Genomic DNA, 26347 nt, shown 5'->3' with positions numbered 1-26347 from the left:
CTGCTTCTGATGCGCCGATGCCGGGGCCTTCGGCGCTTCTCGTACGTCGAGGTGGAGGCCGTCGGCGTCGGTGAGCGGTCCGACGGGATACGGCTGCGGGTGTCCCCGACCATGCTGGTGCGCGCTCGGCGGCCCGGTCACTGTCAGCCGCTGCCGGTGATCCACGCCCGTGTGCTGGCACCGTTCGCCGAAGACCGGGCCCGGCCGGCGCCCGTAGCGTCGAAGCCATGGAGCCCACCCCGCCCGCCACCGACGGCCACCCCGCCCCGGACACCTTCACGTCGAACTCCGTGCGGTGCGATGCCTACGCCGACTCCGTCGCCCTGATGCGCGCGGCCCAGCACCTCACCGGGCTGCCCGGCATCACGGCCGCCAGCCTCGTCATGGCGACCGAACCCAACCTGCGGCTGCTCGACGACGCCCAACTCCTCACCGACGAGGGCCGCGCCGCACGCCCCGCCGATCTGATCGTCGCGCTGCGCGGCACCGCCGACGCCATCGAGCACGCCCTGGCCGAGGTGCCCGCGCTGCTCGAACAACCCGCCGCCTCCGAGAGTTCCGAGCCCGACGCCTGGGTGCCGCGCGCCCTCGGCGAGGCGGATCCGGCGACCGCGCTCGCCCTGATCTCCACCCCCGGTCCGTACGCGGCGGCCGAAGCCCTCAAGGCGCTGCGCGGCGGCATGCACGCCTTCGTCTTCAGCGACAACGTCCCCGTCGACCAGGAGATCCGCATCAAGGAGGAGGCCCACCGGCTCGGCCTGCTCGCCATGGGTCCGGACTGCGGCACCGCCGTCCTGGACGGCGTCCCGGTCGGCTTCGCCAATGCGCTGCGGCCCGGGCGCGTCGGTCTGATCGGCGCCTCGGGGACCGGACTTCAACAGGTGTCGTGCCTGCTGGACGCGGCCGGCGAGGGCGTCCGCCAGATGATCGGGACCGGCGGCCGCGACCTCAGTGCCGAGGTCGGCGCGCGCACCACGCTCGACGCGCTCGACCTGCTGGCCGCCGATCCCGGCTGCGAGCTGATCGTGCTGGTGTCGAAGCCGCCCGCCCCCGACGTCGCCGAACGCGTCGTCGAACGGGCGGGTCGCGCGGGCAAGCCGGTCGTCGCGGCGTTCCTCGGCACCGAAAGGCCCAGGACGGTGGGGTCCGTCACCGTCGTCGGCACGCTGCGCGACGCGGCCCGGGAGGCGCTGCGAACGCTCGGCGGGGCGCCGGCGCCCTCGTGGACGCCTCCGACGGTGCCACCCGGCCCCGGCCGGTATCTGCGCGCCCTGTACGCGGGCGGCACCTTCGCCTACGAGGCACGCCAGTTGCGGCCCGACGCCGCCACGGAGGCCGACCCGTACGTGCCCGACCACGCGATCGACCTGCCGGAGCGCCACCTTGTGCTCGACCTGGGCGACGACGCCTACACCGCGGGCCGCCCGCACCCGATGATCGACCCGACGGTGCGCGCCGCCCACCTGCGCGCCGCCCTCACCGACCCGCACACGGCGGCCGTGGTCCTGGATGTCGTCCTCGGTCACGGCGCGGGCCCGGACCCGGCCGAGGCCCTGGCCGCGGAGCTGGAGGACGTGGGGGACCGGCGCCGTCCGCCGGTCATCGCCTTCGTCGTCGGCACGGAGGGCGACCCGCAGAACGTGGACGCGGTCCGCGCCCGCTTGGAGAAGGCGGGCGCGGTGATGGCTCCGACGAGTACGGACGCGGCCGAGTGGGCGGTGTCGCTGCTCACGCAGCCCGGCCAACCCCACAGGAAGGCAGGGGAGTTGGCGGCGCAGGGGAGGGCGGGACGGTGAGCGGGGCGTGGTCCCGGCGGATGACTGGTTCCGTCGCCCCTCCCGCGCTCCTTCGCCCGCCCGCTTCTTCCGCCCGCCCTTCAGGAGGCCGCCCATGACCCCGCACCTCGCACCCGACCTGCTCCGCGCCGGTGACACGCCGCCCCGTATCGCCGCCGTCGGCGTGGCCGACTTCGCCGACGTGCCCCGCACCGCCGGGGCCCACGTCACCACCCTCGACTGGCGGCCGCCCGCGGGCGGCGACCCCGATCTCGCCTGGAAGCTGGCCGAACTCACCGGCCACGAAGCCGTCGAGGCCGCCAACCGGACCGCCGTCGACCGGCTGCTCGCCGTGCGGCCCGTGTGGCGCGACGTGCGCACGGCCCGCGACGTCCTGCCGGTCCTCGACGACCGCGCCACCGGCGAACGGGTCCTGCTGCACGCCGGGCCGCCCGTCGACTGGGAGGACATGTGCGGCCCGATGCGCGCCGGTGTCATCGGCGCCGCACTGCTCGAAGGCTGGGCCGACACCCCGGAACAGGCCGAACTCCTCGCGGACACCGGCGCGTTGCGCTTCGAGCCGTGCCATCACCACGAGGCGGTGGGCCCCATGGGCGGCATCACCTCCCCGTCCATGCCCGTGCTCGTCGTCGAGGACCCGGCCACCGGACGCCGAGCCCACGCCAACCTCAACGAGGGTGCGGGGCGCTGTCTGCGCTACGGCGCGCTCGGCGACGACGTGATGGACCGGCTGCGCTGGATGGCCGACGTGCTCGCCCCCGCGCTGCGCGCCGCCCTTGCCGACCGGTCCGACGGCGTCGACCTGCGCTCCGTCGTCGCCCAGGCGCTCCAGATGGGCGACGAGTGCCACAGCCGCAACACCGCCGCCTCGGCGCTGCTGCTGCGGGACATCGCGGCGCCGCTCGCCCGCGTACCGCAGGGTCCCGAGGTCCTCGACTTCCTCGCGGAGAACCACTACTGGTTCCTCAACTTCTCGATGGCCGCCGCCAAACTCGCCACCTCCGCCGCCCACGGCGTCGCCCACTCCACGCTCGTCACGGCGTTCGCCCGCAACGGCGTCGAGGTCGGCATCCGCGTCAGCGGCCTGGGCGACGCCTGGTTCACGGCGCCCGCCGCCGAGGTGCGGGGCCTGTACTTCGCCGGATACGGGCCCGAGGACGCCAACCCCGACATCGGCGACAGCGCCATCACGGAGACCAACGGCCTCGGCGGCTTCGCCCTCGCCGCGGCGCCCGCCATCACCGGCTTCGTCGGCGGCACCGTGCAGGAGGCGCTGCGTACCAGCCGTGACATGGCCCGCATCACGCTGGCCCGGCACGAGGCCTACCGCCTGCCGGCCCTCGGAGGCGTCGGCTCACCGGTCGGCATCGACGTACGGGCCGTCCTCGACACGGGCATCGAACCGGTCGTCACGACCGGCATCGCGCACCGCGAACCCGGCATCGGGCAGATCGGCGCGGGCCTGGCCCACGCGCCGCTGGAGTGCTTCCGCAAGGCGCTGGAGGCGTTCGCGGTGCCGGAGCCCGCCGCAGCCAGGCCATGAGCCCGGCCTGGCTGCCCTGCACGGTGAGCACCCTCGCGCGCGACGTCCTGGCCGGGCCGCCCCGCCCGGCCAGGGTGCTCGCCGTCGCCCGGCAGGCCCTGTACCTGCTGCCGTACGACGGTGACACCCCGCTCGCCGTGCTCGCGCCGCAGGCCGTGCGCGTGCCGACGGCGGTCGTCCTTCCGCGCGCGGCGGGGGAGCGGCCGTTCGACGGAGTGCGCGTGGGCTGTGTGGGGCGGGTCGGGGGCGGCCGCGCCGCGGTCGGGCACCTGCGCCTGACCGCAGGGGTGATCTGGTCGCCGCCCCGGCCCAGGACATCCCGCGCGGCCCGGTCGTCCTCGCCCGGCTCGCGCTGCTGCGCCCGCCCCGACCTCTGGCGACCGAGGCCCGAGCGGCCTCGACCGCACTCATCCGCGCCCTCGCGCACGAATCCCCGCAGATTCAACACCGGGCGGTCGAGTCCCTGTTGGGGCTGGGTCCGGGGGCCACCCCGTCCGGCGACGACTTCCTGTGCGGGCTGCTCCTGGCGGCCCGACTCCGCCCGCGGCCACCCGGCTGGCTGCCCACGTTGGCAGCCGTCGTACTCCGGGCCGGAACGCGAACGCCCCCTGTCTCGGCCGCGCTGCTGCGGCACGCGGCCGACGGCCACTGCGTGCCCCAGGTGGCGGCCGTGCTGCACGCGGCCTCTGCCGGTGCCGACCTGGCCGCGCCGGTGGCCGACCTGCTGGTCGTGGGACACAGTTCCGGCAGCGACCTGCTGCATGGGTTGTGCGCGGGGGCGCGGCTCTGTCAGCGGCCCTCGCGGCGCCCGGAACCCGCCGCCCTCAGGCTCCGATCCACACCGTGGTGATGTTGCAGAACTCCTTGATGCCGTGGTCCGCCAGCTCACGCCCGTAACCGGAGCGCTTCGCGCCGCCGAAGGGGAGGGCCGGGTGCGAGGCCGTCATACCGTTGACGAAGACGCCGCCCGCCTGGCTGTCACGGGTGAACCGCTCGATCTCGTCCTCGTCCCGGGTCCACACGTTGGAACTCAGCCCGAAGGGCGTGTCGTTGGCGACGGCGATCGCCTCGTCCAGGTCCGCGACCCGGTACAAGGTCGCCACCGGGCCGAACGTTTCCTCCTGGTGGATACGCATCTCCGGGGTCACATCGGCGATGACCGTCGGCTCGTAGAACCAGCCGCGGTCGGCGAAGTCCTTGGGCCGCTGCCCGCCGCACAACACGGTCGCGCCGCCCTCGACGGCGTCGTCGACCAGCTCCTCCAGATCGCTGCGTCCCTGCTCGCTGGAGAGCGGGCCGACGTCCGTGTCCTCGTCGAGCGGATCGCCCACCCGCAGCGCGCGCATGCCCGACACGAACGCCTCGCGGAACTCCTCGAACACCGACTCGTGCACGATGAACCGCTTGGCCGCGATGCACGACTGGCCGTTGTTCTGCACGCGCGCCGTGACTGCCGTCTTCGCCGCCTTCGCCACATCCGCCGAGGGCAGCACCACGTACGGGTCGCTGCCGCCCAGCTCCAGGACCGTCTTCTTCACCTCGTCGCCCGCGATCGACGCCACGGAGCGGCCGGCCGGTTCGCTGCCGGTGAGGGTCGCCGCGACCACCCGCTCGTCGCGCAGAATGCCCTCGACCGCGCCCGATCCGATCAGCAACGTCTGGAAACAGCCCTCGGGGAAGCCGGCCCGGCGGAAGAGATCCTCCAGGTAGAGGGCGGTCTGCGGCACGTTCGACGCATGCTTGAGCAGGCCGACGTTCCCCGCCATCAGGGCGGGCGCGGCGAACCGGACGACCTGCCACAGCGGGAAGTTCCACGGCATCACCGCGAGCACAGGGCCGAGCGGCCGGTAGCGCACGTGCGCCCGCGCCGCGCCCGAATCCTTCACGTCCGCATTCGCCGGATGCTCGTCCGCGAGCAGCTCCGACGCGTGCTCCGCGTACCAGCGCATCGTCTTCACGCACTTCAACGCCTCGGCGCGGGCCGCCGCGACCGGCTTGCCCATCTCGGTCGTCATCACGCGGGCGATGTCCGGCGCGTCCGCCTCCAGCAGGTCCGCGGCCCGTTGCAGCAGCCTCGCGCGGTCGAAGAACGTCGTCGTCCGGTACGAGTCGAAGGCGCTCGCCGCGAGGGCGAGCCTGCGCTCGATCTCCTCCGGAGGCAGCGCCTCGTACGTCTTGAGTGTCTCGCCGTTCGCCGGGTTGACCGTCGCGATGGGCATGCTGCCGACCTCCTCTGCGGGGTTCCTTCGACCTTCCCGCGCACCACGCACGCGCGCAACGCGGGCCGCGGGGGATCAGCGGGTACCCGCCGCGCGACCGGTCAGACGTCCGCGCGTCGGCTCACTGCCCGCAGGCGCACTCCGCCGCGGCCGTCGCGCCGGTCTCGGCCGGGCTCGTGCAGCAGCCCTGCGCGCCGTCGGTCGCGGCCTGCGCGCTCTTGCCGAGGGCGTCGGCGTCGGCCTTGACGACGTACACCTCCCAGGGCTCCCGGCCGGGGCCGTGGACCCACACCTTGTCCTGTAGGGCGTAGCAGCAGGAGGTGTCGTTCTCCTCGAACGTCGCGAGGCCGGCGTCCTTGAGTCGGTCCGTGGCCGCGGTGACCTGGTCCGTCGACTCGACCTCGACGCCGAGGTGGTCGAGCCGGGTCTCCCGATCGGGCTCGCCCTCGATGAGGACGAGCTTCAGCGGCGGCTCGGCGATGGCGAAGTTGGCGTAGCCCGCACGACGCTTGGCCGGTTCGGTGCCGAACAGCTTCGAGTAGAAGGTGATCGACGCTTCGAGGTCGCTGACACGCAGAGCGAGCTGGGCGCGGGACATGGCGGTCTCCAGTCGGGTTGTATCGATGTCTGTCGATGCAACCTTGCGCCATTGGATTGATGGATGTCAATATAGAGGGATGTCGAATCGAGAGCTTGTGGTGCTGGGGCAGGCCGGGGACGCCGAGGAGTGCTGTCCCGGCCTGCTGACCGCCCCGCTGGACGAGGAACAGTCTGTCGAGCTGGCGAAGGTGTTCAAGGCACTGGGCGATCCGGTGCGGCTGCGGCTGCTGTCGCTGATCGCCTCACAGGCGGGCGGGGAGGTCTGCGTGTGCGACCTGACCCCGGCCTTCGACCTGTCGCAGCCGACCATCTCGCACCACCTCAAGCTGCTGCGGCAGGCCGGACTGATCGACTGCGAGCGGCGCGGCACCTGGGTCTACTACTGGCTGCTGCCGGAGATGACCGACCGTCTCGCGGGCATCCTGACCCGCCCGGCCGGCACCCCGCTGCCCGACCGTGGCGAGACGGCCGGTGCTGCCTCGTGAGCCTGGACGCAACCGAACAGAGCGTGGCCGGGCGGCTGTCGTTCCTCGACCGTTACCTGGCCGTGTGGATCCTCGCCGCGATGGCCGTCGGCCTCGGGCTTGGCCGCCTGATCCCGGGGTTCGGTGACGCGCTGGCCACGGTGACCGTGAGCGGGGTGTCGCTGCCGATCGCGCTGGGCCTGCTCGTGATGATGTACCCGGTCCTGGCCAAGGTCCGTTACGACCGCCTCGACACCGTGACCCGTGACCGGCGCATGCTGCTGCCCTCGCTGCTGCTGAACTGGATCGTCGGCCCGGCCCTGATGTTCGCCCTGGCCTGGCTGTTCCTGCCGGACCTGCCCGAGTACCGCACCGGCCTGATCATCGTCGGTCTCGCGCGCTGCATCGCCATGGTCATCATCTGGAACGACCTGGCCTGCGGCCACCGTGAGGCCGCCGCCGTCCTGGTCGCGCTCAACTCGTTTTTCCAGGTGATCGCGTTCTCGGCGCTCGGCTGGTTCTACCTCCAGGTGCTGCCCGGCCGGCTCGGCCTGGAACAGACCAGCCTGGACGTGTCGGTGTGGGAGATCGCCCGCAGCGTCCTGATCTTCCTGGGCATCCCGCTCGCGGCCGGATACCTGACCCGCCGCATAGGGGAGAAGACCAAGGGCCGCGCCTGGTACGAGGCGAAACTGATCCCGCGCATCGGCCCGTTCGCTCTGTACGGACTGCTGTTCACGATCGTCATCCTCTTCGCGCTCCAGGGCGACGCCATCACCAGTCAGCCGGTGGACGTGGTCCGCATCGCGCTGCCGCTGCTGGTCTACTTCGCGCTCATGTGGGCCGGATCGATGCTCCTGGGCAGGGCCGTCGCCCTCGACTACCCGCGCGCGACCACGCTCGCCTTCACGGCCGCGGGCAACAACTTCGAACTGGCCATCGCCGTGTCCATCGCTACCTTCGGCGCCTCCTCCGGGCAGGCCCTCGCCGGGGTGGTCGGCCCCCTCATCGAGGTGCCCGTCCTGATCGGCCTGGTCTACGTGGCCCTGTACGCGCGCCGCTACTTCCCCGCCCCGGCGCCCGCCGCGGAGCAGGAGGAGGCCCTCCGTGTCTGACACCGCGCCCCGGCCGTCGGTGCTGTTCGTCTGCGTCCACAACGCCGGACGCTCCCAGATGGCGGCCGCCTTCCTCACCCACCTCGCGGGCGACCGTGTCCAGGTGCGCTCGGCGGGCTCCGCCCCGGCAGAGACGGTCAACCCGGCCGTCGTCGAGGCCCTCGCCGAGACCGGTATCGACGTCTCCGCCGAGGTCCCCAAGGTCCTCACGGTCGACGCGGTCCGGGCCTCCGACGTCGTCATCACCATGGGCTGCGGCGACACCTGTCCCGTCTTCCCCGGCAAGCGCTACCTGGACTGGCAACTGGCCGACCCGGCGGGCCAGGGCGTCGACGCCGTGCGCCCCATTCGCGACGAGATCGAACAACGCGTCCGCGCGCTGATCGACGACATCGCACCGGCGCCAACCGTCTGACGCCCCGCCCGGACCGTTGGCACCGTGCCAACGGAGGGGACTACCGGCTCGCGGCTCAGGACACCTGAGCCGCGAGCCGGTCCAGGAACACCGCCTGCGCCTTCACGATCCTGGTCCGGGCCGACTCCAGGGCGAACCACGCCACCCGGTCCAGCTCGGGGAACTCCGCCGTGCGACCGGAACCGCGCGGCCACTCCATCGTGAACGTCCCCGGCACCGTCTCCGCGGGATCCAGGTCCGCCTCCACCGCCCACACCGTCACATGCTTGCCCCCGGACTGCACCGTCTCGCCCAGCGGCAGCGCCGCCCCCTCGGGCGGGGGCAGCCCCAGCTCCTCCTGGAACTCGCGTCGCGCCGCCTCCCACGGTGTCTCATTCGGCTCGTACTCGCCCTTCGGCACGCCCCACGCGCCCACGTCCCTGCGCGCCCAGAACGGGCCGCCCATGTGCCCGAGCAGCACCTCGACCTCTTCCGGCGCGCGCCGGAAGAGAAGCAGGCCCGCGCTGCGCTTGGTTCGCCTCGGCGTCCCGTCAGCCATGCGTCAAGTCTCGGTGCAGGAACCGGATGACCGCGAGCACACGGCGATTGTGGTCCTCCGAGGCCGGCAGCCCCAGCTTCCCGAAGACCGCCGCGACGTGCTTCTCCACCGTGCCCGCCGACACGTGCAGCGACTCGGCGATCGCCGCGTTCGACCGGCCTTCCGCCATCAGCTCCCACACGTCGCGCTCCCGCTCCGTGAGCGAGCTCAGCTCCTCGGCCGCCCGGCCCGCCCCGGCGAGCTGGGTCACCACCTCCGGGTCCAGCGCGGTGCCGCCCGCCGCCACGCGGGCGAGCGCGTCCGTGAACTCCGCTACGTTCGCCACCCGTTCCTTGAGCAGATACCCGACGCCCGCCGAGCCCTCGGCGAGCAGCCGCGTCGCGTACTTCGTCTCCACGTACTGCGAGAACAGCAGGACACCGGTCCCCGGATGCTCGCGCCGGATGTCGATCGCCGCCCGCAGCCCGTCGTCGGTGTGCGTCGGCGGCATCCGGATGTCGACCACCGTCACGTCCGGCCGGTGCTCCGCCACGGCGGACCGCAGCGCATCCGCGTCGCTCACCGCCGCCGCGACCTCGTGCCCCCGCATGGACAGCATCTGGGCCAGCAACTCCCGCAGCACGGCGGCATCCTCGGCGATGACGACACGCATGGCCGGCACCGTCTCCTGATGACTCCCCGCGTTCATCTCGCTCCCTCGTCCCTCTCGTCCCTGGTCCGCACCCGCCCGAACCTACGTGTGCAGCGGCAGCGACACCGTCACCACGGTCGGCCCGCCCTGCGGACTCGTCACCTCGAGCGCCCCGTCCACCGTCCGGGCCCGCTGCACCAGCCCCGCGAGCCCACCGTCCGGCTCGAAGCGCGCGCCACCCTTCCCGTCGTCCGTCACCCGCAGCCGCAAGGTGCCGTCCCCCGCGGCGACTTCCACCCCGCAGCGCCGCGCCCCGCTGTGTTTTATCGCGTTGGCCAGCAGCTCCGCCACGCAGAAGTAGGCCAGGCTCTCCATCGCGGGCGCCGGCCGCTCCGGCAGATCCACGCTGACGTCCACCGGCAGCGCGCTGCGCGCCGCTAGCGTGCCAAGGGCATCGCCGAGCCCACCGTCGAGCGCGGGCGGATGCAGCCCCCGCGACAGGTCGCGCAGCTCCGTGAGCGCCTCCGTCGCGTTGTCCCGCGCCGTCTCCACCATGCGGTGCAGCTCGGGCCGGTCCCGGTCGTCCAACTGCTCGCGCACCATGTCCAGGCTCATCGCGAGCGCCACCAGACGGACCTGCGCCCCGTCGTGCAGATCCCGCTCGATCCGGCGCAGCCGCTCATTGGCCTCCTCCACCGCCAGCGCCCGCTTCTCCTCCAGATCGCGGACCCGGTCGGCGAGCTCACCGGGCCCGAGCAGCGCCGGCATCAGCGTGCGATCCGCCGTGACGGCGACCCGCGTCAGCCACGGCGCGACCACCAGGATCAGCACACCCCGCAGCGCGACACCGAACGCCCCGGCCAGCGAGTGCACCTGCGGCTGCCCGCCCCACGGCAGTGGCGTCACCAGCGTCAGATCCTCGGGCGTGAACAGCCACCGCACCGGCGCCGCGATGTTCACCGCGCCGATCACCCACCACATCACCCCGTACAGGCCCACCGTCGCCAACGGCAACTTCACCAGCACGTACGCGACCGCCCGCCACGCCGTCCCGTCCCGCAGCCGCGCCTCCACGCGCGCGAACGTCCCGCCCTCGGCCGACGGCGGGCCCGGCGCCGCCACGCGCCGGCTGAGCAGCGCGCCCGCAAGACGCCGGTGCAGCGCGCCGAGGCCACGGGCCAGGCCGAGCCCGGCCAGCAGGAACACCGCGCCGAGCACCGCCCCGACCACCGTCAGCGTCAGCGCGGACCCCAGGGCCAGCGCGACCAGGACGAGGAGGAAACCCGCGAGCGCGGGGACGTAGGACAGGAGGCAGTACGTCGCCTCCGCCCACGACCGCCGCGTCACACAGGCCGTCAGCGCCGCGCGGAGCGTCGGCAGGCCGACGACGGGGAAGTCAGGCATCGCGGCGCGCCAGCAGCCGGTCGCCCACGGCGAGGAACGCCGCCGTGTACAGGCACAGCACCCCGAACCCGGCCCACGGCGACAGCATCCCGTCGACCGGCACCGCCACCGCCAGAGAGTTGCCGGCGATCATCGTCGGGAAGAACTTCGCTATCGCCGTCCCCGTGGTCCCGGCCAGGAGCGCGGGCAGCACGTACGTGATGCCGACGAGGACACCTATCGCGCTCGCCGTGTGCCGGGTGATCGCCCCGATCCCGAGGCCCATCAGGCCGACCATCGCCAGATACGCGCCCGACATCAGCACGGCGCGCAGCACGGCGGGGTCACCGAGCGAGGGCCGGGGCACACCGGGGGAGAGGGCTGCGGTTCCCGCGAGGAACGTCACGAACGTGACGACCTCGCCGATGACCAGCGCGAGCCCGCCGAACACCGCGGCCTTCGCCGCCAGCGCGAGCCGCCGGTCGGGCACCGCGGCCAGCGTCGAGCGGATCGTCCCCGACGAGTACTCGCCGGATATCACGAGGACGCCCAGCACGCCGATGATGAGCTGGCCCAGGGCGACCCCCGCCAGGACGTTGTTCGTCGGGTCGAAGGCCGCCACCTTCGAAGCGCCCTGCGGCGCCTTGGTGTTGGCCATCGTCACGACCCCCATGGCGATCATGCCGACCACGGTGAGCAGCAGTGCGTAGATGGTCGACCGCAGGCTGCGCAGCTTGATCCACTCCATCCGGGCGGCCTGCCGGAAGCCGTAGTGCCCCGCAAGGGCGGGGGAGTACGTCATGGTGCTCATCGGGCTCCTCCTGCCTGGAACATGGCCGCGTCGCCGGTGAGTGCGAAGAACGACTCCTCCAACGACCTTCCGTCCGCCGTGAGTTCGGTGACCGAGGTGTCCGCCAGCAGCCGGCCCTGGCCGATCACCAGCAGATGGTCGGCCGTCAGGGCCATCTCGCTGATCAGATGGCTCGACAGCAGGACCGTACGTCCCTCGGCGGCCAGGGAGCGCAGCAACTCCCGTATCCAGCGGACGCCTTCGGGGTCCAGACCGTTCACCGGCTCGTCGAACAGCAGCACCGCCGGGTCGCCCAGGAGCGCCGACGCGATCCCCAGGCGCTGCGCCATGCCGAGCGAGAACGATCCCGCCCGCTTGTGCGCGACCGATGCCAGACCGACGGTCTCAAGGACCGCGTCCACCCGCGCCGGGTCGATGCCGCCGCCCGCGGCGAGCGCTGAGAGATGGCTGCGCGCGCTGCGCCCCGGATGGAACGTACGGGCCTCAAGGAGCGCGCCGACCCGGCGCAGCGGCCAGTCCAGCTCCGCGTACGGCCGGCCGTCGATCGTCACGTGCCCGGCGTCGGGCCGGTCGAGGCCCATGATCGTGCGCATGGTCGTGGACTTCCCCGACCCGTTCGGCCCGAGGAAGCCCGTGACGCTTCCGGGGCGCACCCGAAAGCTCAGGTCCTCCACGGCGACCGTCTCGCCGTACCGCTTGGTGAGACCCCTGGCCTCGATCATCACGACTCCCTCTGCCGGCGCGCTCTGCCGTCGCGTCCTTCGTGTGACATCCACGCTAGGAACCGGGACGAGCCGCCGGAACGAGGTTGTCCTCCGACCCTGCTGGGGGAAAACCCCCAGGCCGCGGACGCGGGGGAGGAGTTCCAAGCCGAGGCCGAGGCCGGGGCCGGGGCCGGGGCCGGGGCCGGGGCCGGGGCCGGGGCCGGGGCCGAAGTCGAAGCCGGGGCCGGGGCCGAAGTCGAAGCCGGAGCGGACGCTGATGCCGGAGCCGGAGCCGGAGCCGGAGCCGGAGCCGGAGCCGGAAGCGGAGCCGGAGCCGGAGCGGGAGCGGGAGTCGGGACCGTAGCGGGAGCGGGAGCGGGGACCGGAGCCGGAGCCGGAGCCGGGGCCGGAGCAGAAGTCGGAGCTGCCGCCGATGTCGGCCCCGCATCGAGGCCCGCCTCCGCTCAGCCCCGCCCCCGCGGCACGACCCCCAATGCCGTCGCGTCCGCGAGATGCTGCCCCAGGCGCAGCTGGAGCGGCCCCAGCGGGCCCGACCGTTCGGACAGCAGGCTCAGCGACCCCATCGCCCGGCCCGAGGCCCGCAGCGGCATCGCCACCACGCACGCGAACCCGAGGCTGCGCGCCATCGCCGTGTACGACGGCCAGTTGGCGCGCGCGTACGGATGCGCGAGCGGCACGCCCTTGATGGCCTGGGCGGAGCTGCGGCAGTCCAGGCCGGGCCCCTCGCCCCACATCAGCGCGGCCCGCTCCAGGCGCAGACCGCGCGGATCGGACGCCGCGACCTCGACCCGGGCCGCGGGCGGCTCCAGCACCGCCACCGCCGACGCCACACCGAGCAGCGACACACAGCTGCCGACGAGCGCGCCGAGGGCATGAGAACCACCCCGTACGGCGGCGTCGGCCACTTCGACGAACGCCGTCGCCAGACGCTCGCTGTCCACCTGGTACGCCTCGTACGGCACGCCACGCATGACGGCCCCCTCGCCCCTGTCTCGTCCGCCCCGCACGGCGCAGCCACCCGCCCCGCCACCTGCCTGCGAGGCGGACTGTGCTCAGGGGGTATGCCCGGTGACTGGGCCGCGCGAACCGAAGCGGGGCGCTCACATGTGCACGGAGCCCTCGCCGGACATCACCTTCGGTGTCCCCGGCCGGTACAGGAGCAGCGTGACGACGAAGCCGATGCCGAAGAACGCCGCCGACCACCAGTAGGCGGTCGAATAGCTCTCGATCGCGGCCTGCGCGCGCACCAGCGGCGTGGGCCGCTTGCCGACGAGGTAGCTGGTCGCGGCGGTCGTGGCCAGCGTGTTGAGCAGCGCCGTGCCGATCGAGCCGCCCACCTGCTGGCTGGTGTTGACCATCGCGGAGGCGACCCCCGCGTCGTGCGTCGCGACACCGGAGGTGGCGAGGTTCATGGCCGTCGCGAAGATCATGCCCATGCCGAGGCCCATCACCATCGTCGGCAGCAGCACATGGCCGGCGTACGTGCTGTCGATGTCGAGGAAGGTCAGCCAGATCATCGCCACCACCGCCAGGGCCATGCCCAGCGGAACGATCGGCTTCGGCCCGTACTTCGGCGCGAGGGCGTTCTGCGTGATCATCGAGGAGAAGATCATGCAGGCGACCATCGGCAGGAAGGCCACACCGGTCTGCACCGGCGAGAACTCCAGGATCTGCTGCAGGTAGTACGTCAGGAACAGGAACACGCCGAACATGCCGGCACCGGCGATGAACATCGCCAGGTACGACGCGCCGCGGTCCCGGTCCAGGGGCACGCGCAGCGGCAGCAGCGGATGCGCCGCCCGCATCTCGAACCGGGCGAACGCGGCCAGCAGGAGCACGCCGATCACCAGGAAGCCCCACGTCAGGAAGTCGCCCCAGTCATGCGTTTCCGCGTTCGAGAACCCGTACACGATGCAGAACAGGCCCGCCGACACCAGGATCGTGCCGGGCACGTCCAGCTTCGGCCGGTCCACGGGCCGTCCGCCGTGCAGCAGGCGCAGGCCGCCCAGGAACGCGAAGGCGGCGAAAGCCAGGTTCACGAACAGGCACCAGCGCCAGTCCAGGTACTCGGTCAGCACACCGCCCAGCAGCAGGCCGACCGCGCCGCCCGCACCGGCGATGGCGCCGTAGATGCCGAAGGCCTTGGCCCGCTCCTTGGGGTCGGTGAACGTCGTCGTCAGCAGGGAGAGCGCGGCCGGCGCGAGCAGCGCGCCGAACGCGCCTTGCAGGGCGCGCGCCGCGACGAGCATCTCGAAGCTGCTCGCGGCGCCACCGAGCGCCGAGGCCACGGCGAATCCGACCAGGCCCGTAAGGAAGACGGCCTTGCGGCCGACCAGGTCGGCGATCCGCCCGCCGAGCAGCAGCAGACTGCCGAACGCGAGCGAGTACGCGGTCACGATCCACTGCCGGTTGCCGTCGGAGAACCCGAGGTCCTTCTGGGCCGACGGCAGCGCGATGTTCACGATGGTGGCGTCGAGGACGACCATCAGCTGTGCCAGGCCGATCACGGCGAGGATCAACCATCGGTGCTCATGCTTGCCCCCGCCCGCGTACGGCGTGGATCCGTCGTCGGGAGGGACGCTCTGTATACCGGGTTCGGCGCCTGCTGGGGACGTGTCGGATGAGCGATCCATCGTGGCCTCCAAACCACCGGACCCCCCGATCGACTTCGCCCACCACGCTAAGCGCCCTGGTCATGACGGGCGACTGGAGAGGAAACGGGGCCGTTCTCCAGGCCTGGAGAACGGCCCCGTCGGGTGCCGAGGGCCGGCGTCGTGTGCCGGCTGTCAGCGTGGCTCGTCAGCGGCTGTGCTCGTCCACCGCGTCCGACTTCTCGTCCACCGCGTCCGGCTTCTCGTCCGGTGTCACTTGCTGCGTGACTTCCTGCGTCGCCTTCTGCGCGGACTGCTCGGCCGCACGCGGCTCGGGAACCGCGCCCGCGGCGACAGGCGCCGGCGTGCCCTGGCGGAACAGCCGCTGCGCGAGCGGCTGGACGAATCGCGCGGTCAGCGGGCCCACGATCACCAGGATCAGGACGTACGCGGTGGCCAACGGGCCGAGTCGCGGCTCGATGCCGGAGGTGACGGCGAGGCCCGCGATCACGATGGAAAACTCGCCGCGCGCGACCAGCGCGCCGCCGGCACGCCAGCGTCCCTTGACGGAGATCCCCGCGCGGCGCGCCGCCCAGTACCCCGTCGCGATCTTCGTGCAGGCCGTCACCACGGCGAGCAGCAGCGCGGGCAGCAGTACCGGAGGGATGCTCGCCGGGTCGGTGTGCAGGCCGAAGAAGACGAAGAAGACGGCCGCGAACAGGTCGCGCAGCGGGGACAGCAGCGTATGCGTGTTCTCGGCGACCTCACCGGACAGCGCGATGCCCACGAGGAACGCGCCCACGGCCGCGGACACCTGGAGCTGCTGCGCGAGGCCCGCGACCAGAATGGTCAGGCCGAGCACCACGAGGAGCAGCTTCTCGGGGTCGTCACTCGACACGAACTTCGAGATGTGCCGCCCGAAGCGCACCGCGATGAACAGCACCAGACCCGCCGCGCCGAGCGCGATGGCGAGCGTGAGCCCGCCCGCCGCCCAGCCGACACCGGCGAGCAGCGCCGTGATGATGGGCAGGTACACGGCCATCGCCAGGTCCTCGAGCACCAGGATGCTGAGGATCACGGGCGTCTCGCGGTTGCCGAGCCGGCCCAGGTCCCCGAGCACCTTGGCGATCACGCCCGAGGACGAGATCCAGGTGACACCCGCGAGCACCACGGCCGCCACCGGACCCCAGCCCATGAGCAGGGCGGCGATGGCACCGGGCAGCGCGTTGAACGTCATGTCGACGAGCCCCGCCGGGTACTGCGTCTTCAGGTTGGTGACGAGATCGCTGGCCGTGTACTCGAGACCGAGCATCAACAGCAGCAGGATCACGCCTATTTCGGAGCCGATGGCGACGAACTCCTCGCTGGCGCCGAGCGGCAGCAGACCGCCCTCGCCGAACGCGAGTCCTGCCAGGAGATACAGCGGGATCGGTGAGAACCGCAGCCGGCCCGCGAGCCGTCCGAGCAGCCCGAGCGCGAGAGTGATGGCACCGAATTCGATCAGAAAGACAGCACTGTGCATACGGTCACTCCCGACCCAGAATCGTGGCCGCCGCGTCGACGCCCTCCCGCGTACCGATGACGATGACCGTGTCGCCGCCCGCGAGCCGGAAGTCCGGCGTCGGCGACGGAATCGCGTCGGCGCGGCGCAGCACGGCCACGATCGACGCGCCGGTATCGGTCCGCATCTTCGTCTCCCCGAGCAGCCGCCCGTTCCAGACCGAGGCGCCGGGGATCTCGATGCGCTCGGCGACGAGCCCCAGGTCGGTGGTGTGCAGCAGGTTGGGGCTGTGGTGCGAGGGCATCAACGCGTCGATGAGATACGTCGCTTCCCCCGACGTCAGCTTCAGCGACAGGTCGCAGGCGTCCGGGTCGTCCGCCCGGTACGCGCTGAGGGTGCGGCCCCCGTCCCGATGGGCGACGACCGACAGTTGGCGCTGTTCGCGGGTCGTGAGGTCATAGCGGTAGCCGATCCCCGGCAATGGTGTCCTGCTCAGGCGTGAAGCGGGCACGTCTCTCCCCTTGTCCGTGCGTGGCCGCTGTCCCGGCGACCAATAGGTGGCAGATGCAACTTTAGGTGGATGTCCGTCACCCTAATACGCGCCAAGCTTTGGTAAAGAAACGGTCAGTTGGCGAAAGGGGCATAGACGGTCAAACCGCTCGGCGGTGTGTCACGCGTCGAGCGACGGGTGAGCGGCTAGCACCGCCTCCACCGTGTCCGCCGCACCGGCCGCCTTGTCCTCCCGATACCGCACCACGCGCGCGAAGCGGAGCGTCACGCCCGCCGGGTAGCGCGTCGAGCGCTGCAACCCGTCGTAGGCGATCTCCACGACCAACTCGGGCCGCACGGTCACGACATGACCGTCGTCACCGACGGCGAGCTCGAGCAGCCGCTCCGTCTGCCAGGTCAGCAGCGCGTCCGTGAGCCCCTTGAACGTCTTGCCGAGCATCGCGTACGCACCGTCGGCGGTGCGCGCCCCCAGGTGCAGGTTGGACAGCTTCCCGGTGCGCCGCCCGTGCCCCCACTCGGCGGCGAGCACGACCAGGTCCAGCGTGTGCACCGGCTTGACCTTCAACCAGGACGCGCCCCGGCGGCCCGCGCTGTACGGGGCCTCGAGCCCCTTGACCACGACCCCTTCATGGCCGCGCGCGAGGGTGTCGGCGAAGAACGCCTCGGCGGCTTCTCGCTGTCCGGCACCGTCCGCGCTCTCGTCGTCGACCACGAGCCGCCGGACCCGCATGGCCTCCGGCACGAGCGTGGCCAGCTGATCGTGGCGCCTGGCGAACTGCAGGTCCAGCAGATCCCGCCCGTCGGCGTACAGCACATCGAAGAACACGGGGGAGACCGGCAGGGCCTGCGCCGCCCGCGCGACGTCGACCCGTGACCCGACCCGCCCCGCGACGTCCTGGAACGCCCGCGGCCGCCCGTCCTCGCCGAGCGCGATGACCTCCCCGTCGAGGATGAACCGCTCGCCGGGGAACTCCCGTACGGCTTCGGTCACTTCGGGAAGCCGGCCAGTGATGTCGTCGAGCGTCCGGGTGAACACGCGCACGACATCGCCGTCCCGGTGAACCTGTACGCGAATGCCGTCGAGCTTCTCCTCCACGGCGCAGGCGCCCAGCTTGTCGATGGCCTCGCCGACGCCGGCGGCGCTGTGGGCGAGCATCGGCAGCACGGGCCGACCGACGGTGAGCCGGAAGTCCTCGAGCGCCCCGGGGCCGCGGGCGAGCAGCGCCTGCGCGACATCCTGCAGCCCACCCGCCAGCATCACGGCGCGCCGCACGTCGGCGGGCACGGCGCCCGTCGCCTGCGCGAGCCCCTCGGTGGCGACGGCGTCGAGGGCCCCCTGCCGTACCTCACCGGTCACGAGCCCGAACAGAAACCGCTGCTCGTCCTCGGTGGCGGCGCCCATGAGCTCCCCGACGAGCCGCTTCCGCTCGGCCTGCGATCCGGCGCCGGACACGTCCCCGAGCTCGGTCATCAGCGCGTCGACGTCCTGCACGGTCAGCCGGGGCTCCGGCGCCGCCTCGACCCGCTCGCTCAGCACCCGCCAGCCGACTCCGAGCCGCCCCTGGGGCAGCCGCCCCGCGAGATACGGGATGACGATCGGCACGTCGTCCGGCTCGGCGTCCCGGAACAGTTCGGCGAGCAGCGCGATCTTCCGCGACCGCGCGGAGGCGGCGGCGACGTCCTGGGACACCTGAGCGAGCCGGGCGAACAGCATGTAGCCATGGTGCTACGGGGGGAGTGGTGGCGCAGCGGGACGCGGCCTTCAGCCCTGCGCGGAGAGCTCCCGCTCGATGGCCGCCACGACCTCCGGGGCGTCGGGCGTGGTCTGGGGCGAGAACCGAGCGACGACGTCACCGGAACGACCGACGAGGAACTTCTCGAAGTTCCAGCGGATGTCGCCGGTGTGCCCCTCGGCGTCGGCCGTGTCGACGAGGTTCGCGTACAGCGCGTGCCGCGCCTCACCGTTGACGTCGACCTTCTCCGTCATCGGGAACGTCACCCCGTACGTCGCCGAGCAGAACTCCGAGATCTCGTCGGCGGTCCCGGGCTCCTGCCCCATGAACTGGTTGCAAGGCACACCGAGCACGGTGAACCCGCGGTCCGCGTACTGCTTCTGAAGCTCTTCCAGGGCGCTGTACTGCGGCGTGAGCCCACACTTCGAGGCCACGTTGACGATCAGGACGGCGTTGCCGCGGTACTGGTTCAGGTCGGCGGCCCCGCCCTGAAGACGGTCGATCTCTACTGCGTCGTAAACGGTCATGAGCCGGAGCGTACGCCGCCGTTGCACCGCCACCACGACCTGCCCCTCGGTTCCGAGCCGCGCCCGTGGAGGATCACGGGACGTCGGCGGTCGCCGTGGGCTTCAGTCCCTTGCGTGCTTGTTCCACACGGTCGGTCTGCTGCGTGGCTGCCTGTTCGGCGCGTTCGTTCGTGACGGCCTTTGCCGAGCCCATCGCGAAGGTCCACAGCACGGTGCTTCCGACCCGGACCTTGTCGTGGAAGACGGTGGTTGGGCGCGTGCCATCGAGTACTTGGCCGGATGCCACGCTCTCATCGCCCAAGCTCGCGCCGGCGGTGCGCCGGTCGTACGAAGGCAGCCTCTTGTACAGACGTTCCGCGTCCTTCTCGGTGCGGCAGGAGTACACACGGAAACGGGCAGGGCGGCCTTCATCTGACGAGCCTTCAAAGTGGTCACGGGCTTTCCCGTCGGCTTGCTCTCCGGGGGAGAGTCGCTTGATCCACACCCCGTGAGCAGCAGTCCCCCCGCCGCCAGACCCGCCGCGCAGCGCCCAAGCGCGTGTCTTCGCGTACGCCATGTCATGTGTCCCACCCCTTGATCGACGTGGCGTGATCGTACTCACGCGCCGGCGCGGGCTGATCAGGGGCTGACCGGAAGCGTCCCTGGTTCGGCTACTCGTTCGTTCCGTTGAGGCCGCCGGCCAGTCCGGTCGCTGCGTCTCCGGCGCCGCCGGTGTGCTCTGCGAGTCCGGAGGCGGCGAGTGAGTCGACCGCCACCGGGACGGCCTTGTGGACGGCTTCGTCCGCCGTGTTGCTGACGGCGTCGCCCGCGAGATCGCCGGGGGCGGCCGTACCGAGGCCGATCGCGGCCGCATCGGCGGATGCGGCGGTGGCGCCGCCCAGGACGGCGGTGGCAGCAAGGGCGGCGGTGGCGAAGACGGATCGCGTACGCATGGGGGTGGGGTTTTCCTTCGGTGGAGGTACGGGGGGCGGGCTGTTACCGCGCGAGCTGGGGGAGGCGTTGTGGGGAGCGTCGAACCGTGGGGTGCGCGACCCGCGACAGTGGCTCCGGTTCAGAGGACGAAAACGCTCTGCGCGGTCTCGGTCTGGTACGTCTCGCCGGGGTAGACCAGCCATTCGACCTGGCCGTTGCAGCCGGTGCCCGAGTGGACCTCCGCGATCGCATCGGTGTTGTTGGTGACCGAGGTCGGGAAGCGGTCCACCGGGTAGCAGCCGCTCGGGTTCTCGTGTGCCACGCCGTTGATCTCGAGGATGCCTTCGGCGGCGAAGGCGGACGTGGGAACGGACAGGGCGACAAGGGCCGCGGCTGCCGTGGTGCCGAGCGCGGTGGTGATGCGACGCAGGTTCATGATCGAGACAACGCGGGGGCCAACGCATTGGTCACGCGCGCGTGGGGGTGAGCTGAGGGGCCGTCGACGCCCGCCCGCGGTACGCCCGTCGGGGTTCACCGCGGGCGTAGGATCGCGGACAGGGGTCGTTCGGTGGACTGGAGTTGACCGACCGTGATGCCCCCCGTGCTGCGAGGTCTGCCGTGCGTCTTCCCGGGACCACGACTACGAGACCTTCACGCTCGTGTACTTCCGTGCGATCGCGCCGCCGCTCGATCACGCGGGGCAGCCCGAGAACGCTCTGTGGTTCTGCAAGGACCACGTCCGGCACACCGTGGGCAAGACCCACATGAGTGCGATCCTGGCCATGGTCCACATCCGCGCGGCGGTCCGACGCAACGCGCAGAACCCCTGGCCTCTCACCGGCATGCTCTGAGGGGCGCGGCGCGAGGCCCACGGAACGTCACGCAGGGGCGCCGAGCGGCGGGTGTTCGAGCACGCGGGGCTTGTACTCGACCAGCTGGATGCCGCTGTCGAAGGTGCGGCGGTCGATCATCTCAAGGGCCACGTCCGGATAGCCGTCGTAGATGCGTTCGTCCCCCGTGGCCCCGGTGATCACCGGGAACATTCCGACGCGGAAGCGGTCCACGAGTCCGGCTCGCAGCAGGGACCGGCACAGGCTGAGGCTGCCGATCGTGGTGAGGAGTCCCGTGCCGTTCGCCTTCATGGCACGGACCGTCTCGACGGCGTCGTCGCGGACGAGCGTGGAGTTGGCCCACTCCAGCGGATCTTTGAGCGAGGAGGAGAACACCACCTTGGGCGCCTGCGTGAGCTCGTCGACGGATGCCTCTTCCTCGGGCCTGAACTCGTCCTGGCCGCTCGGGACATCGCCCGCGGCGAAGCCCGACATCAGGCGGTAGGTGTTCGCTCCCATCAGATAGGTGGCCTTGGGCTGCTCGCCGAGCCATGCGAGGTACTCCGGGCCCTCGAGGCCCCAGAACCCGGGCCAGCCCTCCCCGGACGCGTAACCGTCGAGGGAAGTGATGAAGTCTACGAGAAGCTCCGACATGGCGATGTCCCTTCCTGGGTGTCATGAGTTCGGACCGTCCGAGAGCCACAAACTCATCGGCCGCGCTGTGCCGCGACGAGAATCCGACTGATGTCGCGGACGTCGCCCTCACCGACCTGTATGAGCATGGCCCCAATTCACACGACTGGCCCGTCCAGGGCGCTTCCGCCACGAAACTGGAACTCCAAGGCGTGAACGAGGGCGAAGATCAGGTCCTCCGCCAGCGGATCGCACTCAGCCACCAGGGCGGCCCGGAGCGCCATCGAATCCGTCCGCCGGTGCCGGTCGTCCGCCTCTGACGAGCTGGACGGCCGGTCCCAGGGCCAGGAGGAGGGCGACGGCGGCGTATCCGTAGGTCAGGGTGGTCATGGTGGCGACGCCGCGACGAGGAGCGGGCCGCCCGCGTCGCCGAGTTCGCGGCCGAGCTCGGCCGATCCCATGGTCTGGCCGAGCCGTTCGGCGGGGGGTCGACGCGGCGAGCGCGGCGAAGCCGAGCGGAGTGATCAGGCCGGTGCCGACCCCGATCAGGACGGCCGCGGACAGCAGCCCGAACAGTGCGGGGAGCATCGCGCAGGCCAGCCCGGCAGCGGTGATGGCGAGGCCGGTCGCCAGGCCCTTGCGGGCGGTGAGGCGGCCTTCGTCCAGGGCGCGGTCGGCCTTGGGCTGCACGAAGGCGGCGCAGGCGGCGAGCACGGAGACGCAGGCGCCGGTGGCGACCGTGCCCAGACCGGCGACGGAGACCAGCAGGAAGCCGACGCCGACGGACAGCGCGGCGGTGGCGCCGGCGTGGGCCGCGGTGGGTTGCCAGAAGGAAGGGTGGGCCAGGCGGCGGGCGAGGTCGAGGACGGTCTGCCTGGTCTTGGGCAGGGGCGCCACGGGCGGGACGGCGAGGACCGCCCAGACCGCGACGGCGGCTGCGAGGACCGCGAGGACGGTGAAGAGGAGCCGTAGGCCGCCGGCCCACACGAGGACGCCGCCCAGGAGCGGGCCGAGGGTGTAGCCGATGGACTTGTAGAAGCCGTAACTGCCGAACGCACGGCCGTGCTTGGCGGCCGGGTTCAGGCGCGCGACCAGCGCCGACGCCGAAGGGGAGAACGCGGATGCGGCGACGCCCTGTCCGAGGCGGGCCGCCCACAGCCGGCCCGGGCTGTCCGCGACGGCGTACAGGGCGGAGGCGAAGGCGATCAGGCCGCCGAGGAGGACGGGACGGGCGCCCATCCGGTCGGCGAGGCTGCCGAAGACCGGCTTGAGGATCACCTCGGCGCCGTCGTACAGGGCGAGGAGGCCGCCGAGGACGAGCAGGGAGGTGACGACGTCCTTGGAGTGGCCGCCGAGGGTGGCGGCGATGCCGTGCGCGCAGAACGCCGTGGTGAACCCGGCGGCGTACAGCGGCCACATGCGGTGATGCGGCCGCGCGGGGCCGGTGGTCATGCCTCCTCCTGCCGGTTGTGGTGCAGGGCGGCGATGACCTGCTCGGCGTAGTCCTCGTAGACGGTGGTGCAGGTGGCGAGCCGCTCGGCGGCGCGGGCGGCCTCCGGGGTGCCGAAGACGTCGCGGGCGGGCAGATCGCGGTGCCAGCGCCGCAGCCGTTCCAGGGACTGCTCTTCCTCCTCCAGCTCCGCCATCGTGAACTTGGCCTGCCGGATCTCCTTGGCGTTCTTTGAGCCGGGCCGAGTCCTCAGGGGTGCGTCCGGCCGCGTCCAGCGTGACGACAGGCCCTAGCCCTGATGTCGCCATGCCGGGGGCCCGGCGGGGTCTGGTCGCCCGGCATGGCGTGTCTCGGTCTGGTACGTCCCGGGCGTGGGAACGCGCCAGGGCCTTGACTATGCGAAGTTCTCGCCCGCGATCGCCGGCCACTCGCAGCGCTGGAGGGCCTGGCTCCAGTAGAGGTTGGCCGGGCAGTGCTGGAGGTAGGGGGTCGCGTCGGAGCAGTGGTAGAACGTGGCCGGGTCGGCCGGGTTGGCGAACATGCCGTCGGGCACCGGGCAGACGAAGGGGTCCGCTGCGGCAGGCGCGCGAGTGACGGCCGAAGCCGCGGCGAGGGGTGCGGTCCCGGCGAGAGCGACGGCGGCGAGGGCGAGGGTCAGGGATTTCGGCATACGCATGCCGAGTCAACGAGGACGAATTCTCGCGGGTGCGTGAACGTCGACGCTGCCACTCGAATGCCGGTGGTCGCGTCGCCCGGCCAGCGCCCTGAGCCCACTCGCGCTGCCGCCCGGGCCGCGGCCCGCGGAGGGCGTGTCGGCTTGCGGAGAAAATCGAACACGCGATCTAATTTGTTTTATGCGGAACACGATCACTGAGGACCTGGTGCAGACACAGCGGGAGTGGGACGCGACCTACCGGCAGCTTGCCGATCGGCCCGGGCGTACCGCTCTGCGGCGGCGTCTGCTGCATCTGTCCCGGGTGTTGGCGGGCGAGAAGCTCACTCCCCTGCAGAAGGCGGAACTGCGCCGGCGAGCGCGGGGGCGGGCGTGATGCCGCGTCTGATGTGTCGGTCGACGGTGTGCGATGGCGCGGTGGGCGTATGACGCCGGAGATAGTCGTGCATCGCCCGTCGGCGTCGAGCAGAGGGCGACGGGTTACGGTCGGCGGGGTGGACTTCGGGCTGGCCCGTGGGGACGGCGACCTGGTCGAGTTCCTGCGGCGGGCCGGGCTCGACGACGCCGATCAACTGGTGTCCGGGAACGCGCCGATCATCCAGTGGCGCGGCGGGTGCGCGCGCGAGTACGAGGTCGAGGTCGACGGGGGATAGCCCCAGCCCGGATACGGCAGGCTGCCCCAGGGTGCGGGACGTCCGTCGCTGGCATCGTGGTGACCTCGACGTTTCGCGTCGGCGGTTCGGGCTGCGAAGATTCGCCGCTGAACCCCTTAGGGGGCTCCCAGAGTTTTCCCCCGAGATACGTCAACTCCCCTCGTCTTGTTCACTTTTCTCCCGTTGTCTGTAGGTATGCCCGACTACCTGATGTACGGCCTGCTCGTCCTGTGCGTCCTGCCGCCGCTGGTGCCGAACTCGTGGCTGCTCGTCGGCGCCGGGGCCATGGCGGCCGACGGACGGCTCCAACTCGCCGTCGTACTGCTGGTGGTGTCGGGCGCCGCCGTCCTCGGTGACCTGCTGGTGTACCGGTCCACGCGGCGTTTCGGCGGGCCGGTGCTGCGGCGGCTGCGGCGCAGACGGCGGCGTGCCGCGCTGCTCGACTGGGCTTCCGTGCGGGTGCGGCGGCACGGGATCCCGTTCGTCGTCGGCATCCGGTTCCTGCCCACCGGGCGATTCGTCGGCGCGGTCGCGGCCGGGCTCGTCGACTTCCGGGTGAGCCGGTTTCTGGTGGCCTCGGGGGTGGCCGAAGGGATCTGGGCCTTGTACTCGACAGGTGTCGGCGTCCTGGGCGGGGTCGCCGCCGGTGGGCCGTTCACCGGTGCGCTGCTGGGGCTGGCCATCTCCGGGTGCGTGGCGGCTCTGGTCGCGGGCGTGCAGTGGCTCGCGGTGCGGCGAAGGTGCCGGTGGGGGTGTCGGCGCGGATCGGCGGTGTGTGAGCGTCACATGGCGCGCAAGGCGTCCGTGAGTGCCTCGTTGAAGGCCTCCGGCTCTTCCATGTTGGGGTAGTGCGCGGCATCGGGGATCGACACCGCGCGCCCGTCGGCGACGCTGTCGATCAGGCGCTCCGCCATGCCGATGTGGTCGGGGGAGTCCACGGCGCCGTTGATGGCGCGGACCGGGATCGTGAGCCCGGCGACGCGCGCCCAGGTGTCCTGGATCGGGACGCTCCAGTCGGGTTCTTCCGCGGTGTGTTTCGACATCGTGCTCCGCGTCATCGCGCGCAGCCGGTCGACGACCCGGGGGGCGAGGTCGTCGAGCGTGCGGTGCGGGCCCGCGGCGAACGTGGTGAACGCCTCGACCGCGGCGGGTACGTCGCCTGCGGCCATCGCCGACTGCCAGGCGGTCCAGATCCCGGTCGTCCAGGGGTCCGTGAAGTACGGCTCGCTGGTGCCGGCGCCGCTGGTGACCACGCCGCCGACGAGTTCCGGGTGCTCCAGCGCGGTGTCGATCGCCATGCTGGCGCCCATCGAGACGCCCACCAGGATCGCCGGGCCGGTGTCCAAGTGGCGCAGCAGCGCGGCGAGATCGTCCGTGTGCCGGAACGGTCCCGTGGCGTTGGGGGATTGGCCGTGGCCCCGGGAGTCGGGCGCGATGACGCGGTGGTCCGCCGCCAGCTGCGGGACCTGGTCGTCCCACATGTGGTGGTCGAGGAAGCCGCCGTGCAGCAGAACCAGGGGGCGGCCGGTGCCTTTGTCGATCCAGAAGAGGTCGGACATGACAACCAGGTTGTCACCTCCTTCGTTCGCTTACAAGCCGAATGACAACCCAGGTGTCATCATGGCCGAATGAATGAGAAGGCAGGCTGTGGCCCGATGCCCGCAGACGTGGCGGACCGGCTCTCCGAGGTGTTCGACCTCGTGGGGCCGCTGTACCGGCGCGCGTACGTCAGAGTCGAGCGGGACGTCGCCGCCGAGGGGCTGTCGGTGGGCGTGCGGGCCGTGCTCAGCATGCTGCACGGGCGGGGCCCCATGACGGTCCCGCAGATGGGGCGGTTCCAGGCACTGAGCCGGCAGTTCGTCCAGCGGCTGGTGAACGACGCTGCGGCGCAAGGACTCGTCGAGGCCGTGCCCAACCCCGCCCACAAGCGGTCCTCCCTGATCCGGCTGACCGGGCAGGGCGATGCCGTCATCGGTGCCGTGCTCGACCGTGAGCGCGAAACGCTGCGCGGGGCCGAAGGGGATCTCACCGAGGGCGACATCGACACCTGTCTGCGCGTCTTGTCCAGCCTCCTCGCCGTCATGGATGACTGAC

The 26347-nt window shown here is 71.9% G+C and carries 30 protein-coding genes and 2 pseudogenes; 11 read left to right on the top strand and 21 right to left on the bottom strand.

All coding sequences use genetic code 11. From position 1 onward, the window contains the following. Positions 1-227 precede the first annotated feature (227 nt). The 3 genes from ACIA8D_RS21885 to ACIA8D_RS21875 all read left to right on the top strand — a co-directional run bounded on the left by ACIA8D_RS21885 (position 228) and on the right by ACIA8D_RS21875 (position 4189). A complete protein-coding gene (locus ACIA8D_RS21885; protein ID WP_399234543.1) occupies positions 228-1796 on the top strand; it encodes a transcriptional regulator in 1569 nt (522 codons plus the stop codon). Positions 1797-1890: 94 nt separating this feature from the next. Further along, on the top strand, positions 1891-3339 hold the full coding sequence (locus ACIA8D_RS21880; RefSeq protein WP_399234541.1) for a DUF1116 domain-containing protein: 1449 nt from the start codon (positions 1891-1893) through the stop codon (positions 3337-3339). A 466-nt stretch (positions 3340-3805) separates the two neighbouring features. Beyond that, positions 3806-4189: a DUF2877 domain-containing protein gene (locus ACIA8D_RS21875; RefSeq protein WP_399234539.1), complete on the top strand. Its 384-nt coding sequence runs from the start codon at positions 3806-3808 to the stop codon at positions 4187-4189. Here the strand turns inward: ACIA8D_RS21875 and ACIA8D_RS21870 are convergent. Together ACIA8D_RS21870 and ACIA8D_RS21865 are read right to left on the bottom strand one after the other, a co-directional pair. Further along, positions 4164-5558 carry an NADP-dependent succinic semialdehyde dehydrogenase gene (locus ACIA8D_RS21870; protein ID WP_399234537.1) on the bottom strand — a complete coding sequence of 465 codons (1395 nt, stop codon included), beginning with the start codon at positions 5556-5558 and terminating at the stop codon, positions 4164-4166. The two genes, ACIA8D_RS21875 and ACIA8D_RS21870, sit on opposite strands and share 26 nt — an antisense overlap. 121 nt (positions 5559-5679) lie before the next feature. Further along, entirely contained in the window at positions 5680-6156 is a 477-nt protein-coding gene (locus ACIA8D_RS21865) for an ArsI/CadI family heavy metal resistance metalloenzyme (RefSeq protein WP_399234535.1), read from the bottom strand. A gap of 79 nt (positions 6157-6235) precedes the next feature. Between ACIA8D_RS21865 and ACIA8D_RS21860 the strand changes: the two genes are divergently transcribed. The 3 genes from ACIA8D_RS21860 to ACIA8D_RS21850 are packed head-to-tail and all read left to right on the top strand — an operon-like array spanning position 6236 to position 8152. Then, entirely contained in the window at positions 6236-6643 is a 408-nt protein-coding gene (locus tag ACIA8D_RS21860; RefSeq protein ID WP_399234533.1) for an ArsR/SmtB family transcription factor, read from the top strand. Beyond that, positions 6640-7737, top strand: coding sequence for an ACR3 family arsenite efflux transporter (arsB, locus tag ACIA8D_RS21855; protein ID WP_399234531.1), 1098 nt, complete (start codon positions 6640-6642; stop codon positions 7735-7737). Before ACIA8D_RS21860 ends, arsB begins: the two co-directional genes overlap by 4 nt. After that, entirely contained in the window at positions 7730-8152 is a 423-nt protein-coding gene (locus ACIA8D_RS21850) for an arsenate reductase ArsC (protein WP_399234529.1), read from the top strand. Before arsB ends, ACIA8D_RS21850 begins: the two co-directional genes overlap by 8 nt. A gap of 55 nt (positions 8153-8207) precedes the next feature. On the opposite strand, the gene ACIA8D_RS21845 is transcribed toward ACIA8D_RS21850, so the two are convergent. The 14 genes and pseudogenes from ACIA8D_RS21845 to ACIA8D_RS21780 all read right to left on the bottom strand — a co-directional run bounded on the left by ACIA8D_RS21845 (position 8208) and on the right by ACIA8D_RS21780 (position 20450). Continuing rightward, positions 8208-8690 (bottom strand): NUDIX domain-containing protein, encoded by a 483-nt coding sequence (locus tag ACIA8D_RS21845; RefSeq protein WP_399234527.1) that lies wholly within the window; start codon positions 8688-8690, stop codon positions 8208-8210. Continuing rightward, positions 8683-9342, bottom strand: coding sequence for a response regulator (locus ACIA8D_RS21840; protein ID WP_399234525.1), 660 nt, complete (start codon positions 9340-9342; stop codon positions 8683-8685). The genes ACIA8D_RS21845 and ACIA8D_RS21840 overlap by 8 nt, the downstream gene beginning before the upstream one ends. A gap of 81 nt (positions 9343-9423) precedes the next feature. Beyond that, entirely contained in the window at positions 9424-10725 is a 1302-nt protein-coding gene (locus tag ACIA8D_RS21835; RefSeq protein ID WP_399234523.1) for a sensor histidine kinase, read from the bottom strand. Next, positions 10718-11515, bottom strand: coding sequence for an ABC transporter permease (locus ACIA8D_RS21830; protein WP_399234521.1), 798 nt, complete (start codon positions 11513-11515; stop codon positions 10718-10720). Before ACIA8D_RS21830 ends, ACIA8D_RS21835 begins: the two co-directional genes overlap by 8 nt. Positions 11516-11589: 74 nt before the next feature. Further along, positions 11590-12237 (bottom strand): annotated as a pseudogene (locus ACIA8D_RS21825) (ABC transporter ATP-binding protein); the annotation flags it as partial. Between the two features lie 446 nt (positions 12238-12683). Then, positions 12684-13211, bottom strand: a complete 528-nt coding sequence (locus ACIA8D_RS21820) for a GAF domain-containing protein (RefSeq protein ID WP_399234519.1) — start codon at positions 13209-13211, stop codon at positions 12684-12686. A gap of 129 nt (positions 13212-13340) precedes the next feature. Beyond that, entirely contained in the window at positions 13341-14873 is a 1533-nt protein-coding gene (locus ACIA8D_RS21815) for an MFS transporter (protein WP_399234517.1), read from the bottom strand. Positions 14874-15039: 166 nt separating this feature from the next. Beyond that, entirely contained in the window at positions 15040-16353 is a 1314-nt protein-coding gene (locus tag ACIA8D_RS21810) for a cation:proton antiporter (RefSeq protein ID WP_399234515.1), read from the bottom strand. 4 nt (positions 16354-16357) lie between these two features. Further along, the gene (locus ACIA8D_RS21805; protein WP_399234513.1) at positions 16358-16843 is read right to left on the bottom strand and encodes a cation:proton antiporter regulatory subunit; all 486 of its coding nucleotides are present in this window, start codon (positions 16841-16843) and stop codon (positions 16358-16360) included. Between the two features lie 159 nt (positions 16844-17002). After that, a complete protein-coding gene (locus ACIA8D_RS21800) occupies positions 17003-18556 on the bottom strand; it encodes an ATP-dependent DNA ligase (protein WP_399234511.1) in 1554 nt (517 codons plus the stop codon). Positions 18557-18604: 48 nt separating this feature from the next. After that, positions 18605-19102: a glutathione peroxidase gene (locus ACIA8D_RS21795; RefSeq protein ID WP_399234509.1), complete on the bottom strand. Its 498-nt coding sequence runs from the start codon at positions 19100-19102 to the stop codon at positions 18605-18607. Positions 19103-19175: 73 nt separating this feature from the next. Beyond that, positions 19176-19658 (bottom strand): hypothetical protein, encoded by a 483-nt coding sequence (locus ACIA8D_RS21790; protein ID WP_399234507.1) that lies wholly within the window; start codon positions 19656-19658, stop codon positions 19176-19178. 94 nt (positions 19659-19752) lie between these two features. Next, on the bottom strand, positions 19753-20034 hold the full coding sequence (locus tag ACIA8D_RS21785; RefSeq protein WP_399234506.1) for a hypothetical protein: 282 nt from the start codon (positions 20032-20034) through the stop codon (positions 19753-19755). Positions 20035-20153: 119 nt separating this feature from the next. Next, positions 20154-20450 carry a hypothetical protein gene (locus tag ACIA8D_RS21780; RefSeq protein ID WP_399234505.1) on the bottom strand — a complete coding sequence of 99 codons (297 nt, stop codon included), beginning with the start codon at positions 20448-20450 and terminating at the stop codon, positions 20154-20156. 223 nt (positions 20451-20673) lie between these two features. On the opposite strand from ACIA8D_RS21780, the gene ACIA8D_RS21775 reads away from it, so the two are divergent. Then, positions 20674-20865 (top strand): hypothetical protein, encoded by a 192-nt coding sequence (locus tag ACIA8D_RS21775; RefSeq protein ID WP_399234503.1) that lies wholly within the window; start codon positions 20674-20676, stop codon positions 20863-20865. Positions 20866-20892: 27 nt separating this feature from the next. On the opposite strand, the gene ACIA8D_RS21770 is transcribed toward ACIA8D_RS21775, so the two are convergent. From ACIA8D_RS21770 to ACIA8D_RS21755, 4 genes and pseudogenes are all read right to left on the bottom strand, one after another. Further along, positions 20893-21498, bottom strand: a complete 606-nt coding sequence (locus ACIA8D_RS21770) for a dihydrofolate reductase family protein (RefSeq protein ID WP_399234501.1) — start codon at positions 21496-21498, stop codon at positions 20893-20895. Between the two features lie 234 nt (positions 21499-21732). Then, positions 21733-22896 (bottom strand): annotated as a pseudogene (locus ACIA8D_RS21765) (MFS transporter). A gap of 29 nt (positions 22897-22925) precedes the next feature. After that, complete coding sequence (locus tag ACIA8D_RS21760) at positions 22926-23123, bottom strand: Chromate resistance protein ChrB (protein ID WP_399234499.1); 198 nt, start codon at positions 23121-23123, stop codon at positions 22926-22928. 198 nt (positions 23124-23321) lie between these two features. Further along, positions 23322-23597 (bottom strand): chitin binding peritrophin-A domain-containing protein, encoded by a 276-nt coding sequence (locus tag ACIA8D_RS21755; protein WP_399234498.1) that lies wholly within the window; start codon positions 23595-23597, stop codon positions 23322-23324. Positions 23598-23781: 184 nt separating this feature from the next. Between ACIA8D_RS21755 and ACIA8D_RS21750 the strand changes: the two genes are divergently transcribed. From ACIA8D_RS21750 to ACIA8D_RS21740, 3 genes are all read left to right on the top strand, one after another. Then, entirely contained in the window at positions 23782-23976 is a 195-nt protein-coding gene (locus tag ACIA8D_RS21750; RefSeq protein ID WP_399234496.1) for a hypothetical protein, read from the top strand. 118 nt (positions 23977-24094) lie between these two features. Beyond that, positions 24095-24253: a hypothetical protein gene (locus tag ACIA8D_RS21745; protein ID WP_399234494.1), complete on the top strand. Its 159-nt coding sequence runs from the start codon at positions 24095-24097 to the stop codon at positions 24251-24253. A 195-nt stretch (positions 24254-24448) separates the two neighbouring features. After that, the gene (locus ACIA8D_RS21740; RefSeq protein WP_399234493.1) at positions 24449-25102 is read left to right on the top strand and encodes a DedA family protein; all 654 of its coding nucleotides are present in this window, start codon (positions 24449-24451) and stop codon (positions 25100-25102) included. Here the strand turns inward: ACIA8D_RS21740 and ACIA8D_RS21735 are convergent. Then, complete coding sequence (locus tag ACIA8D_RS21735; RefSeq protein ID WP_399234491.1) at positions 25036-25812, bottom strand: alpha/beta fold hydrolase; 777 nt, start codon at positions 25810-25812, stop codon at positions 25036-25038. The genes ACIA8D_RS21740 and ACIA8D_RS21735 overlap by 67 nt on opposite strands. 96 nt (positions 25813-25908) lie before the next feature. Here ACIA8D_RS21735 and ACIA8D_RS21730 point away from each other — a divergent pair, with 96 nt between their 5' ends. After that, positions 25909-26346, top strand: a complete 438-nt coding sequence (locus ACIA8D_RS21730; protein WP_399234489.1) for a MarR family winged helix-turn-helix transcriptional regulator — start codon at positions 25909-25911, stop codon at positions 26344-26346. The last annotated feature ends 1 nt before the right edge of the window (position 26347 follow it).

Origin of the sequence: Streptomyces sp. NPDC051684, assembly GCF_044453445.1 — a bacterium.
Taxonomy (GTDB): domain Bacteria; phylum Actinomycetota; class Actinomycetes; order Streptomycetales; family Streptomycetaceae; genus Streptomyces.
This window is presented reverse-complemented; position numbering and strand designations above follow the sequence as displayed.